At 67.8% G+C, this 12,416-nt stretch carries 14 protein-coding genes; 8 read left to right on the top strand and 6 right to left on the bottom strand.

Annotated features, from left to right (window positions below; genetic code table 11):
- Positions 1 to 3 precede the first annotated feature (3 nt).
- From ASD37_RS04960 to recX, 3 genes are all read left to right on the top strand, one after another.
- Positions 4 to 198, top strand: coding sequence for a DUF3046 domain-containing protein (locus tag ASD37_RS04960; RefSeq protein ID WP_056549867.1), 195 nt, complete (start codon positions 4 to 6; stop codon positions 196 to 198).
- Between the two features lie 156 nt (positions 199 to 354).
- Positions 355 to 1,410 carry a recombinase RecA gene (gene recA / locus ASD37_RS04955; protein WP_056548657.1) on the top strand — a complete coding sequence of 352 codons (1,056 nt, stop codon included), beginning with the start codon at positions 355 to 357 and terminating at the stop codon, positions 1,408 to 1,410.
- The gene (gene recX / locus ASD37_RS04950) at positions 1,376 to 1,930 is read left to right on the top strand and encodes a recombination regulator RecX (protein ID WP_056548655.1); all 555 of its coding nucleotides are present in this window, start codon (positions 1,376 to 1,378) and stop codon (positions 1,928 to 1,930) included. Before recA ends, recX begins: the two co-directional genes overlap by 35 nt.
- Here recX and ASD37_RS04945 read toward each other — a convergent pair.
- Positions 1,927 to 2,760 (bottom strand): oxidoreductase, encoded by an 834-nt coding sequence (locus ASD37_RS04945; RefSeq protein WP_056548653.1) that lies wholly within the window; start codon positions 2,758 to 2,760, stop codon positions 1,927 to 1,929. The genes recX and ASD37_RS04945 overlap by 4 nt on opposite strands.
- A gap of 142 nt (positions 2,761 to 2,902) precedes the next feature.
- Between ASD37_RS04945 and ASD37_RS04940 the strand changes: the two genes are divergently transcribed.
- Positions 2,903 to 3,724, top strand: a complete 822-nt coding sequence (locus tag ASD37_RS04940; RefSeq protein ID WP_056548651.1) for a helix-turn-helix domain-containing protein — start codon at positions 2,903 to 2,905, stop codon at positions 3,722 to 3,724.
- A 13-nt stretch (positions 3,725 to 3,737) separates the two neighbouring features.
- Here ASD37_RS04940 and ASD37_RS04935 read toward each other — a convergent pair whose 3' ends face one another.
- Genes ASD37_RS04935 through ASD37_RS04920 form a run of 4 tightly spaced genes read right to left on the bottom strand, consistent with a single transcriptional unit; the run spans position 3,738 to position 6,918 of the window.
- On the bottom strand, positions 3,738 to 4,625 hold the full coding sequence (locus ASD37_RS04935) for an amino acid ABC transporter permease (RefSeq protein ID WP_056548649.1): 888 nt from the start codon (positions 4,623 to 4,625) through the stop codon (positions 3,738 to 3,740).
- Positions 4,622 to 5,302: an amino acid ABC transporter permease gene (locus ASD37_RS04930; RefSeq protein WP_056548648.1), complete on the bottom strand. Its 681-nt coding sequence runs from the start codon at positions 5,300 to 5,302 to the stop codon at positions 4,622 to 4,624. Before ASD37_RS04930 ends, ASD37_RS04935 begins: the two co-directional genes overlap by 4 nt.
- Positions 5,303 to 5,330: 28 nt before the next feature.
- Positions 5,331 to 6,161, bottom strand: coding sequence for a glutamate ABC transporter substrate-binding protein (locus ASD37_RS04925; protein ID WP_056548646.1), 831 nt, complete (start codon positions 6,159 to 6,161; stop codon positions 5,331 to 5,333).
- Between the two features lie 28 nt (positions 6,162 to 6,189).
- Positions 6,190 to 6,918 (bottom strand): amino acid ABC transporter ATP-binding protein, encoded by a 729-nt coding sequence (locus ASD37_RS04920; protein WP_185934816.1) that lies wholly within the window; start codon positions 6,916 to 6,918, stop codon positions 6,190 to 6,192.
- A 150-nt stretch (positions 6,919 to 7,068) separates the two neighbouring features.
- Between ASD37_RS04920 and ASD37_RS04915 the strand changes: the two genes are divergently transcribed.
- Complete coding sequence (locus ASD37_RS04915) at positions 7,069 to 8,652, top strand: MiaB/RimO family radical SAM methylthiotransferase (protein WP_056548642.1); 1,584 nt, start codon at positions 7,069 to 7,071, stop codon at positions 8,650 to 8,652.
- Positions 8,649 to 9,269, top strand: a complete 621-nt coding sequence (locus ASD37_RS04910; RefSeq protein ID WP_056549865.1) for a hypothetical protein — start codon at positions 8,649 to 8,651, stop codon at positions 9,267 to 9,269. The genes ASD37_RS04915 and ASD37_RS04910 overlap by 4 nt, the downstream gene beginning before the upstream one ends.
- Here ASD37_RS04910 and ASD37_RS04905 read toward each other — a convergent pair.
- On the bottom strand, positions 9,266 to 10,600 hold the full coding sequence (locus tag ASD37_RS04905; RefSeq protein WP_082569937.1) for a DUF349 domain-containing protein: 1,335 nt from the start codon (positions 10,598 to 10,600) through the stop codon (positions 9,266 to 9,268). The genes ASD37_RS04910 and ASD37_RS04905 overlap by 4 nt on opposite strands.
- A 191-nt stretch (positions 10,601 to 10,791) precedes the next feature.
- Between ASD37_RS04905 and ASD37_RS04900 the strand changes: the two genes are divergently transcribed.
- The gene (locus tag ASD37_RS04900; RefSeq protein WP_056548640.1) at positions 10,792 to 11,496 is read left to right on the top strand and encodes a hypothetical protein; all 705 of its coding nucleotides are present in this window, start codon (positions 10,792 to 10,794) and stop codon (positions 11,494 to 11,496) included.
- 2 nt (positions 11,497 to 11,498) lie between these two features.
- Complete coding sequence (miaA, locus tag ASD37_RS04895) at positions 11,499 to 12,413, top strand: tRNA (adenosine(37)-N6)-dimethylallyltransferase MiaA (RefSeq protein WP_056549861.1); 915 nt, start codon at positions 11,499 to 11,501, stop codon at positions 12,411 to 12,413.
- Positions 12,414 to 12,416 lie beyond the last annotated feature (3 nt).

Raw genomic sequence — 12,416 nt, 5'->3', positions numbered from 1 at the left:
GGCGTGCGGCTGACGGAATTCCACGAGCTCGTCCACGGCCAGTTCGGCCGGGTGCGGGGCGCCTCGCTGCTCGTCGACCACGTGCTGAGCGGTGTCGGTGGTCGTACCGCCGTCCAGGCGATCGAAGCGGGGATCGATCCTCGCGAGGTGTGGCGGGCCCTGTGTGCCGACTTCGACGTGCCCCGCGACCAGTGGTGACTCACTAGCCGAACGACGCACCGGCGTGTCCACTTGAATCGAACAGGTGTTCGTCTACTGTGAGCGGTGTTCGACGGGAATGTCGGTGGTCTGTTCTAGCGTCACGGCCAACCGATCGGAACCGATCGAGAACTCACCAGGACGGAGACGACCACCATGGCACCACAGGCCCCAGATCGCGAGAAGGCTCTCGAGCTAGCGCTCGCCCAGATCGAGAAGAGTCACGGCAAGGGATCGGTGATGCGACTCGGCGAAGAGGTGCGTCAGCCGATCTCGGTCATCCCGACGGGATCGATTGCCCTGGACGTGGCGCTCGGCATCGGCGGGCTGCCCCGCGGCCGCGTCGTCGAGATCTACGGACCGGAATCCTCGGGTAAGACCACCGTCGCGCTGCACGCGGTCGCCAACGCGCAGGCCGCGGGCGGCATCGCGGCGTTCATCGACGCCGAGCACGCGCTGGATCCGGACTACGCCAAGAGGCTGGGCGTCGACACCGATTCGCTGCTGGTGTCGCAGCCGGACACCGGTGAGCAGGCCCTCGAGATCGCCGACATGCTGATCAGGTCCGGCGCGCTCGACATCCTGGTCATCGACTCGGTGGCCGCCCTGGTGCCCCGCGCCGAGATCGAGGGTGAGATGGGCGACAGCCACGTCGGTCTGCAGGCCCGCCTGATGAGCCAGGCCCTGCGCAAGATCACCGGCGCCCTGAGCAACTCGAACACCACGGCGATCTTCATCAACCAGCTCCGCGAGAAGATCGGTGTGATGTTCGGTTCGCCCGAAACCACCACCGGCGGAAAGGCGCTGAAGTTCTACGCCTCCATCCGGTTGGACGTGCGCCGCATCGAGACCCTCAAGGACGGCACCGACGCGGTCGGCAACCGCACCCGCTGCAAGGTCGTCAAGAACAAGATGGCGCCGCCCTTCAAGCAGGCCGAGTTCGACATCCTCTACGGCAAGGGCATCTCCAAGGAGGGCTCGCTCATCGACATGGGTGTCGAGCACGGCTTCGTGCGCAAGTCCGGCTCCTGGTTCACCTACGAGGGTGAGCAGTTGGGTCAGGGCAAGGAGAACGCTCGCAACTTCCTGCTCCAGAACCCCGAAGTGGCCAACGAGATCGAGAAGAAGATCAAGGAAAAGCTCGGCATCGGTGCCGTGCTGACCGACGACGCCAGCAATGACAAAGCCCTGCCCGCCCCAGTCGACTTCTGAGTCGGACGACGAGCAGACGCAGGATCCTCGCGAACGCGAGGAGCAGGCACGCAACGTGTGCCTGCGTCTGCTCACCGTGCGGGCTCGGACCCGGGCCGAGCTGGCTGAGCGGCTGACCAAGCGCGGGTTTCCCGACGACGTCTGTGAGCGAGTGCTGGATCGGCTCGCGACGGTCGGTCTGGTCGACGACCAGGACTTCGCCCAACAGTGGGTGCGGTCCCGTCACGTCAACGCCGGAAAGGGCAAGCGCGCCTTGGCTGCCGAATTGCGCACCAAGGGCGTCGACGACGACCTGATCGCCGAAGCGCTGGCCGACGTCGACGCCGATGCCGAAAGGGTCCGCGCCGAGCAACTCGTCGCCGAGAAACTGCGGCGGGAGCGGCTAGACGACGACACCGACTACACGCGGGTGACGCGCCGGCTGGTCAGCATGCTGGCCCGCCGGGGTTACTCGCAGTCGATGGCCTTCGACGTCGTCAAGGTGGCGCTGGCCGGCGAGCAGGAGCGTCGCCGGGTCTAGCCGTCGAAGTCCGCCGACAGGCTGACGGTCCGCCAGGTTTCCTGGTCGTGCGCAGTCCGCGCCAGCTTGGCCGCGACCTCCTCGAAGGCATTGGCACCCAACTGAATCCGCTCAGGCAGATCCTGACGGTCAGCCAGGTCGACGATGATCTTCGCGGCTTTTAACGGGTCGCCCTGTTGGCCGTAATTGGAGTCATTCGCCCAGATGCGTGCCGCGCCGGCGGTCGAGGCGTAATCCTCGATGACGTCGTGGGTGAACGCGAGGCTGCTGCCGTCGAGGAAGTTCGTCCGGAATGGACCCGGTTCGATCGCCACTGATCGGATGCCCAGTGGCGCCAACTCGTGCGTCATCGCCTCGGACAACGCTTCGACGGCGAACTTCGTCGCCGCATAGGCGCCCCACCCCGGCCAGGCCACGAACCCGCCAACCGACGAGAGGTTGACCACCAAACCCGTGCCGCGGGAGCGCATGTGGGGGAGCACGGCTCTGGTGATGGCCAACAGGCCGAACACGTTGACGTCGAAGATCGCGCGGATCTCCTCGTCCGAGGTTTCCTCGACACTCCCCACCAGGCCGCGACCGGCGTTGTTGACCAGGGCGTCGACGTGGCCAAAGCGCGCGATGGCCGCGTCGACCGCGGCGGTGATCTGAGCCGGGTCGCCGACGTCCATGGCGACGGCGAGCAGCCGGTCCTCGGCATCCGGAATGGCGTCCAGGACGGCCTGCGGATTGCGGGCCGAGGCGACGACGCTGTCGCCCCGGCTGAGTGCTTCGCGGGTGATCTCCAGTCCAAAGCCACGCGATGCTCCGGTGATGAACCACACTGTCATGTCAAATCCCTTCGTTGCGGTGAGTCGTCCTGCACAACGTGTGGGCAACGGCGGTCGACGCCGGCTGGTGAGCCTCGCTGAACCTAGGTCTGGCAGAACCAGGTTCGGGTCGTCGAGCCACCGGTTCGGCGATAATGGCGACATGACCACCCGCGAAGAGGAAATCGGAGAATTCCTGCGGTCCCGCCGGGCTCGTCTGACGCCCGCCGAGGTCGGGCTTACTGCGTCGCGCAACGGCCGACGAGTGGCGGGCCTGCGTCGCGAGGAACTGGCATTGCTCGCCGGCGTCAGTCCCGACTACTACGCCCGCCTCGAACAGGGCCGAGCCACGAACGTCTCCGCACAAGTGCTCGACGCGGTCTCGGCGGCGCTGCGTCTCAGTGCATTGGAACGCAGCCATCTGGCGTCCCTGATGAGGCCGACCGAGACGCCGCCGGAGGTACCGCGGGTCCGTCCCGCGCTCCGTGCCATGGTCGCCGCCCTCGATCCGATTCCGGCTGTCCTCCATGGTCCGCGCCTGGAAGTCGTGGCCATGAACGACGCCGCGGCGACGCTCATCGACGACTTCTCGGCAATGCCCCTACCGCAGCGCAACATGGTTCGGTGGATGTTTCTCAACCCCGCGGCGCGCACGCGCTACCCCGACTGGGCAGACGTCGTCGCGCAGATGGTCGCGATCTTGCGGGTGGCGGGTGGACGTGACGCAGCCGATCCTCACCTGAGTCGATTGGTCGACGAGTTGTCCTCGCTGTCAAGTGAATTCAAGAAGTGCTGGGCGACCCGGGAACTCTTCGAGCACACCCACGGCCCCAAGCGCTTCCATCACGAGGCTGTCGGCACGATGACGCTCAACTACGAAACGCTGCACCTGCCGGCAGATCCGGGGCTGTCCCTGATTCTGTACACCGCCGCGGCGGGGTCGCCGTCGGAGGCGAGGTTGCAGGAGCTGCTCGCCACACGGTGACCGTCGGGCAACCCTAGATGGTCCCGCCGGCGCCCGCCCCGAACGTGCCCTGGGTGACGGGCGCGACGTGCAACGGTTCGGGTCCGCGCTTGGAGCGGCGCAGCCGGCCTTCGAGCCACGTCGCGAACGCGCCGAGGCTGAAGTTCACGCAGATCATCAGCAAGGCGATGACGATCAAGGCGGGAACGTAGTTGCCGTAAGCCGATCCGACCTGTGTGCCTTGGCGCACCATCTCCAGGAACGTGATCTGGTAGCCGATCGCGGTGTCCTTGAGCACGACGACCATCTGCGACACCAACACCGGCAGCATCGAGGTGACCGCCTGCGGAAGCAGGATGGACCGCATGATTTGACCCCACTGCAGCCCCAGCGCCTCGGCGGCCTCGGACTGCCCGCGGGGTAGGGCGTTGACGCCTGCACGGACGATCTCGGCGATCACCGCGCCGTTGTACAGCGTCAAACCCGTGATGACGCCGGCCAGTGCCAGGTACTTCGACGGGAACACGTCGTAGGTTGCGTACAGGAAGTACGCGAAGATCATCATGATCAGCACGGGGACGGCCCTGAAGAACTCCACGACCACCGCGCAGACCCGCCGGATCCCGTTGTGATGGGACAGCCGGCCGATTCCGAGCAGGAAACCCAGCAGTAGTGCCAAGACGATCGACACGGCCGCCGCGGTCAACGTGCCCTGCACGCCCGGCAACACGTAGGTCTTCCAGAGGTTGGCCGTCAGGAACGGCTCCCACTTGGCGGCCGTCAGCTGGCCCTTGGCCTCCAGCTGCGTGTAGACCACCCATGCCACGGCCAGCACCAGCACCACCGTGACGGCGCTGATGAAGCGGTTGCGAATCCGGGCGCGTGGGCCCGGGGCGTCGAACAGAACTGATGCGCCGCTCACCGGGCAACCGCCAATCGTCTACCCAACCAACCGAACAACAGACCCAACGGCAACGTCAAGATCACGAAGCCCAACGCGAAGATCGCCCCGATGGTGGCCAGCGCCGCGGTGTTCTCGATCATCTCCTTCATCAACAACGCCGCCTCGGCGACACCGATGGCCGACGCGATCGTGGTGTTCTTCGTCAACGCGATGAGCACCGAACCCAGTGGGATGACCACCGCGCGAAATGCCTGCGGCAGCATCACCATTCGCAGGTTCTGGCCGAAGGTGAACCCCAGCGACCTGGCCGCCTCGGCCTGTCCGAGCGGCACGGTGTTCACCCCGGCCCGCACCGTCTCACACACGAACGCCGCGGTGTAGACGGTGAGGCCGAGAACCGCCAACCTGAAGTTGCTGTCCTCGATCGAGGTCCTCGACTGGGAGTCGACCAGGGTCACTCCCAGCGTCTGGGCCAGACCGAACGAGCAGAACAAGATGATCAGGGTCAACGGCGTGTTGCGCACCACGTTCACATACGTGGTGCCCACCCAGTTGAGCATCGGCACCGGTGCCAGCCGCATCGCGGCCAGCACCGTGCCGAGGATCAACGCTCCGACGGCTGAGAACACCGTCAACTGGATGGTGGTCCAGAACGCTTCGAAGATCTGGTCCTGATATTCGGAGAAGATCTCCACGTGGTCTCCGCTGCGCTAGGGCTTCAGGTCACTTGGCGAGTGCCGGCGGCGTCGGCGTCGCGATGCCCGCGGGTCCGAGGTTCTTCTCGAACGCCTTCGCCCAATCTCCGTCGGCCTCCATCTTCGTGACGGCGTCGCTGATCTTCTTCTGCAGGTCGGCGTCGTCCTTCTTCAGGCCGATTCCGTAGTTCTCCTCGGAGAACGGCTGCCCGACGATCTTGAACGTGCCGGGGCTTTGCGCTGCGTACCCGGCGAGGATGACCTCATCGGTGGTGACCGCGTCGATCGCGCCGTTCTTCAGCGCCTCGATGCACGCCGAGTACGTGTCGTACTGCTGCAGCTGCACGCCGGGGTACTTGTCCTTGATGCGCTGGGCGGGCGTCGAACCCGACACCGAACACAGCTTCTTGTTGTTCTGCAGCGAATCGGGGCCGGTGATGTCGGTGTTGTCGGCCTTGACCAGCAGGCTCTGACCGGTGACCAGGTAGGGGCCGACGAACGCGACCTTCTCCTTGCGGGCGTCGGTGATCGAGTAGGTCGCGGCGATGAACTTGACCTGATCGTTCTGGATCAGCGTCTCGCGCTGGGCGGACGGTGATTCCTTCCACTCGATCTTGTCGGGGGTGAAGCCGAGCTGGCCGGCGACGTAGGTGGCGACGTCCACGTCGAAGCCGCTCATCGTTCCGTCGGGGTTCTTCAACCCCAGACCGGGCTGGTCGAACTTGGTGCCGATGACGATCTTGCCGTCGTCACCACCGCCGGAACTGCCGCCGCACGCGGTGACCGAGAGCGGGAGGACGACCGCGAGCGCCAGGGCGGCGGCCACCCTGAATCGAAGAGACGGCTTGCTAGAGGGCACAGCTTTATTCCTTTCGCCGGAGCGTTGGTTAGTGGTTGAGGATCTTGCCGAGGAAGTCCTTGGCGCGCTCGGATTTGGGGTTGGAGAAGAACTCCTGGGGTTCGGCGTCTTCGACGATCGCGCCGTCGGCCATGAAGATGATCCGGTTGGACGCGCGGCGGGCGAAGCCCATCTCGTGGGTCACCACCACCATCGTCATGCCCTCTTCGGCGAGGGACGACATCACGGCCAGCACCTCGTTGATCATCTCGGGGTCGAGCGCGCTGGTGGGCTCGTCGAACAGCATCACCTTGGGGTTCATCGCCAAGGACCGTGCGATCGCCACTCGCTGCTGCTGACCGCCGGACAGTTGGGCGGGGTACTTGTCGGCCTGGTTGGCGATCCCGACACGCTCCAGCAGCGACATCGCCGCCGCGTGCGCCTCGTCCTTGGACGACTTGCGCACCTTCATCGGGGCCAGGGTCACGTTCTGCAGAATCGTCTTGTGCGCGAACAGGTTGAACGACTGGAACACCATGCCGACGTCCGACCGCAGCTGCGCGAGCTTGCGGCCTTCCTCGGGCAGCTTCTCGCCGTCGATCGCGATGGTGCCCGAATCGATCGGCTCGAGTCGATTGATGGTGCGGCACAACGTCGACTTGCCTGAACCCGACGGGCCCAGCACGACCACGACCTGGCCGCGGTCCACCTCGAGGTTGATGTCCTTGAGGACGTGAAGACTTCCGAAATGCTTGTTGACGCCTTGAATTGAGATCATCGGCACGGACGTCGGAGTCGGCGGAGGAGCGTCCGCCTCCGACTGGTCGGTCTGCATGCGCACAGACCTTACCCAGGGAACGACCAGCTGGCAGGGCTCTGGGCAATCCGGGGAATTTGGCTGCCGCTGGGCCCGCCGTACCATTGGAGGGTGACTTCGACGGTGGCCAGTGGTGCGCCGGTGCGTACCTTCCAGGTCCGCACCTACGGCTGCCAGATGAACGTGCACGATTCCGAGCGCCTAGTGGGCCTGCTCGAACAGGCGGGCTACCAGCGGGCGGAGGACGGCGTCGACGCCGACGTCGTCGTGTTCAACACCTGCGCGGTGCGCGAGAACGCCGACAACAAGCTGTACGGCAACATCAGCCACCTGGTGCCGCGCAAGGAAGCCAACCCCGACATGCAGATCGCCGTGGGTGGCTGCCTGGCGCAAAAGGACCGCGACGCCGTGCTGAAGCGGGCACCGTGGGTCGACGTGGTCTTCGGCACCCACAACATTGGCTCGCTTCCGGCGTTGTTGGACCGGGCGAGGCACAACAGGGTGGCTCAGGTCGAGATCGTCGAATCGTTGAAGGAGTTCCCATCAACGCTGCCGGCGTCACGCGAATCCGCTTACGCCGCTTGGGTTTCGATCTCGGTCGGCTGCAACAACACCTGCACGTTCTGCATCGTGCCGTCGCTGCGGGGCAAGGAGACCGACCGCCGGCCCGGTGACGTGCTCGCCGAGGTGCAGTCCCTGGTCGACCAAGGCGTGCTCGAGGTCACCCTTCTCGGGCAGAACGTCAACGCCTACGGCGTGTCGTTCGCCACGGACGAGCGCTTGCGCGAGGACCGGACGACTTGGGACGAGCGCTTGCGCGAGGACCCGACGATGTGGGAGGACCTGCCCACCGACCGCGGCGCCTTCGCAAAGCTGTTGCGCGCCTGCGGACGCATCGACGGCCTGGAGCGGGTGCGGTTCACCTCGCCGCACCCGGCCGAGTTCACCGACGACGTCATCGAGGCGATGGCGACCACCCCGAACGTGTGCCCCACACTGCACATGCCGCTGCAATCCGGCTCGGACCGCATCCTCAAGGCCATGCGGCGGTCCTACCGGGCCGAGCGGTATCTCGGCATCATCGACCGCGTGCGGGCCGCCATCCCGCACGCCGCCATCACCACCGACGTGATCGTCGGGTTCCCCGGCGAGACCGAAGAGGACTTCGCCGCCACCCTCGACGTGGTCGAAAGATCGCGCTTCGCCACCGCTTTCACGTTCCAGTACTCCAAGCGGCCAGGCACTCCCGCCGCCGAGCTTCCAGATCAACTACCGAAGGCCGTCGTGCAAGAGAGATACATGCGTCTGGTGGAACTCCAAGAGCGAATCTCGCTCGAGGAGAACATCGCCCAGATCGGTACCAACGTCGAACTCCTGGTCGCCACGGGGGAGGGCCGCAAGGACGTCGCCACCGCGAGGATGTCCGGGCGGGCCCGCGACGGACGACTGGTCCACTTCGCGCCCGGCGAGCGGGACATCCGGCCCGGCGACGTCGTCACCACCACCGTGACCGGTGCCGCGCCACATCACCTCATCGCCGACGCCGTCCTCCTCGGCCACCGTCGCACCAGGGCCGGTGACACCCACGAGGCCGGCCGCAAGGTCACGACGGGCGCCGCGACGTCCGTCGGTCTCGGCTTGCCCCGCATCGGCATGCCACCCGCACAGCCCGTCACGGCGGGGTGCAGCCGATGAGCCGCGAGAAGCGCAACGAGCCGGGATTCGACGACTTCAAGGGCGACCTCGAAGACGCCGAACGCCGGGTGGCCCGGGAAATCGACCCTGGCGCACGGGCTTTGGTCGTCGCCATCCTGGTCTTCGTCATCTTGCTGTCGTTTGTGCTGCCCCACACCGGCGGTGCCCGCGGTCTCGACGTCCTGGTCGGCTCCGACGCCGCGGTCCGGGAAGCGATCGCGCTGCCCTCACGCGTCTTCACGTGGCTGATCCTGGTCTTCAGCGTCGGGTTCTCGATCCTCGCGCTGCTGACCCGCCGCTGGGGTCTGGCGTGGATCGCGCTCGCCGGGTCGGCCGTCGCGTGTCCCATCGGAATGCTGGCGGTGTGGTCACGCCAAACGGTCGCCGAGCCACATCCGGGGCCCGGCCTCGGCCTGATCATCGCGTGGATTGCGGTGATCCTGCTGTCGTTCCACTGGGCGAGGGTGGTCTGGTCGCGCACGGCGGTCCAGCTGGCCGCCGAAGCGGAACGACGCAAGCTGGCCACCGAACGGCAGGGCAAGACTCTGCTGGACCTCGACGACCGCCCCGACCAGGGAATCGGCCCCGCGAGGCCGACGCCCGAGTCGGGTCTCTAGCGCTTCTTGCCGAGCGCCGCGACCGCGGCCTCGGCCCATTCCCGCCACTGCGTGGCGCTGGCCCTGGCCTGCTCGGCGTCCTTGGTGCGACCGGCGGCCTCGGCCTTGACGGCCTGCTGCTCGTACTGTTCGGCGCGCAACCTGAACTGGTCGGCCCTGGCCTGAGCCTCCGGGTCGGCGCCACCGCCGGTGGACGCGGTGTCGCGGACCTTCTTCTCGACGGCCTTCATGCGACGTTCGAACTCGGGGGCCCGCTCACGCGGAACCTTGCCGACGTCGTCCCACTTGGTGCCGATGCTGCGCAGCGCGGCCCTGGCGGCCTCGGCGTTGGACAGGTCGATGGCCTCGGCCTCGGCGAGCAGCGCCTCCTTGGTCACGGCGTTCGCCTCGAACTCCGCGTCCCGCTCGGCGTTGACGGCGTTGCGCGCCTTGAAGAACTTGTCCTGGGCGGCCTTGAACCGCTTCCAGAGGGCGTCGTCGACGTCCTTGGCGGCCCGGCCCGCCGCCTTCCATTCGGTCAGCATGTCGCGGAACGTGGACGCGGTGGCGCCCCAGTCGGTCGAGTCGGCCAGCTGCTCGGCGCGTTCGCACAGCGCCTCCTTGGCCTGACGGGTGCCGACGCGCTCGCGGTCGAGCTCGGCGAAGTGCGAGCCACGGCGCCGGTTGAACGTCTCGCGGGCCGCCGAGTAGCGCTTCCACAGCGCGTCGTCGGTCTTGCGGTCCAGGCCCGTGACGGTGCGCCACTCGTCGAGGATCTCGCGCAGCCGGTCGCCGGCGGACTTCCACTGCGTCGCGTTGGCGGCGATGTCCTCGGCCTCCGCGGCCAGGGTCTCCTTGCGCGCGGTCTGCGCGGCGCGGTGCTCGTCGCGCTTCTGCCGTTCTTCGGCGGCATGGGAGTCGGCCTGCTCGACGATCGCGGCGAGGCGGGCCGCCAGGGCGTCGACGTCGCCGAGGACCGACGCCGTCGGCAAGGTCTCGGCGAGCGCGGCGGCGGCAGACTTGATCTTGCGGGCGTCCCCGGTGCCGGAGGCGAGCCGGCGTTCCATCAGCGCCACCTCGGTCGCTAGGTCGTCGTAGCGGCGCCCGAAGTGTGCGTAGGCGGCCTCGTGCTCACCGGCCTGCCACGAGCCGACGACGCGCTCGCCGTCGGCGGTGGTCAGCCACACCGTGCCGTCGTCGTCGACGCGGCCGAACCGGTGCGGGTCGCCAGTCGGCGGCACCACCACGGCGGCCGGTGCGGCGCCGGGCCGCGGAGCGGGGCGCGGAGGTCCTGGCCTGGGCACGGGCTTGGGTGCGGGCTTGGGTGCTTCGCTTGATTCGCTGGTGGTCATGTTCTCGAACCTCGTGCCCTCCGCGTGGGTGACCCACGCTCCTGCCGCGCAACGCGGCGCCTGTTAGCGGTGCTCCTGATGGCTTGCTCCACCCGACATTGAAACAGGTCGGGCGCGAGCATGCCCACGGCTTTGCACGAGCAGTTGCCCTCGGCGGGTTCCCCGGCCACCGGACTGGCTAGCGTGAAGGCGTGCTCACCGCCATCGCCCTCGTTCCGTCGGCGCCCGTCCTGGTACCCGAATTGGCCACCGGCGCGGCCGCTGAGCTGCAGGATCTGTCGGCGGCGGTGGCGCAGGCGGCTGCCGAGCTGCCCGACCGCTGGTTCGTCGTCGGCGTCGGCGCCGCCGACAACGTGATCGGACCGGGAACGGTCGGAACCTTCGGTGGCTACGGCGTCGACGTGAGCGTGTCACTGTCGGAACGGACCGGAGCCGCCGCTCCGAAGCCCCTTCCGCTGTGCGCCCTCGTCGCCGGCTGGGTGCGCACGACGTACGCCCCGTCGGCCAGCGCCGAGGTGTGGGTCTACGCCGCCGACCACACCCTCGACGCCGCCCTCGCCAGGGGCCGGGCTCTGCGCGCCGAGGCCGACGCGGCCCCCGAGCCCGTCGGCGTCCTGGTGGTCGCGGACGGGGCGAACACGCTCACGGCGTCGGCACCCGGCGGCTACGACCCCGCGTCCATCCCTGTGCAGGCGGCGTTGGACGACGCGCTGGCCGCGGGCGACGTCGACGCGTTGACCCGGCTGCCCGATGGGATCGTGGGCCGGGTGGCGTTCCAGGTGCTTGCCGGCCTGCTCGGGACGTCGACCTGGCAGACGCGCGAGCTGTACCGCGGTGCCCCCTACGGCGTGGGATACACCGTCGAGGCGTGGCGACCCGGGGCGTCGGGACAGTGACGATTCGCCCCATCGCCGTCATCGGGCCGACCGGGACGGGCAAGAGTGCCCTGGCGCTGGACCTGGCCGAGCGGCTGGGCGGTGAGATCGTCAACGCCGACGCCATGCAGCTCTACCGCGGGATGGACGTCGGCACCGCGAAGCTGCCGGTCGCCGAGCGGCGCGGGATCCCGCACCACCAGCTCGACGTGCTCGACGTCACCGAGACCGCGACGGTCGGCCGGTATCAGGGCGCCGCCACCGGCGACGTCGAGGCCATCCTCGGCCGCGGGGCGGTACCGCTGATCGTCGGCGGGTCGATGTTGTACGTCCAATCCCTGCTCGACGAGTGGGCGTTCCCGGCAACCGACCCCGACGTGCGGGCGCGCTGGGAGGCCAGGCTCGCCGACGTCGGCGTCGCCGCCCTGCACCAGGAGCTGGCCGTCGTCGACGCCGATGGGGCCGCGTCGATCCTGCCGACCGACGGCCGTCGCATCGTGCGTGCACTGGAGGTGGTGGAGCTGACCGGTCAACCGTTCGCCGCGAGCGCACCCACGATCGGCGAACCCCGCTGGGACACCGTGATCATCGGATTGGATTGGGACACCGAACGTCTCGACGAACGGCTGCAGCGCAGAACCGACGCGATGTTCGACGACGGTCTCGTCGACGAGGTGACGGCACTGCGGGAACGCGGCCTCCGCGAGGGGGTCACGGCCTCGCGTGCCCTGGGCTACGCGCAGGTGCTTGACGCACTCGCCGACGGGGGAGGGGACGCCGCGATCGCCGAGGCTAGGGAACGCACCTTCATCGGGACCAGACGCTACGTGCGCAGGCAACGCTCGTGGTTCCGCCGCGACCACCGCACGCATTGGCTCGACGGGTCCGACCCCGACAACGTCGACGCCGTCCTCCGAATATGCCAACACGTATCCTGAACA

The organism is Mycobacterium sp. Root135 (assembly GCF_001426545.1).
Lineage (GTDB): Bacteria > Actinomycetota > Actinomycetes > Mycobacteriales > Mycobacteriaceae > Mycobacterium.
This window is presented reverse-complemented; position numbering and strand designations above follow the sequence as displayed.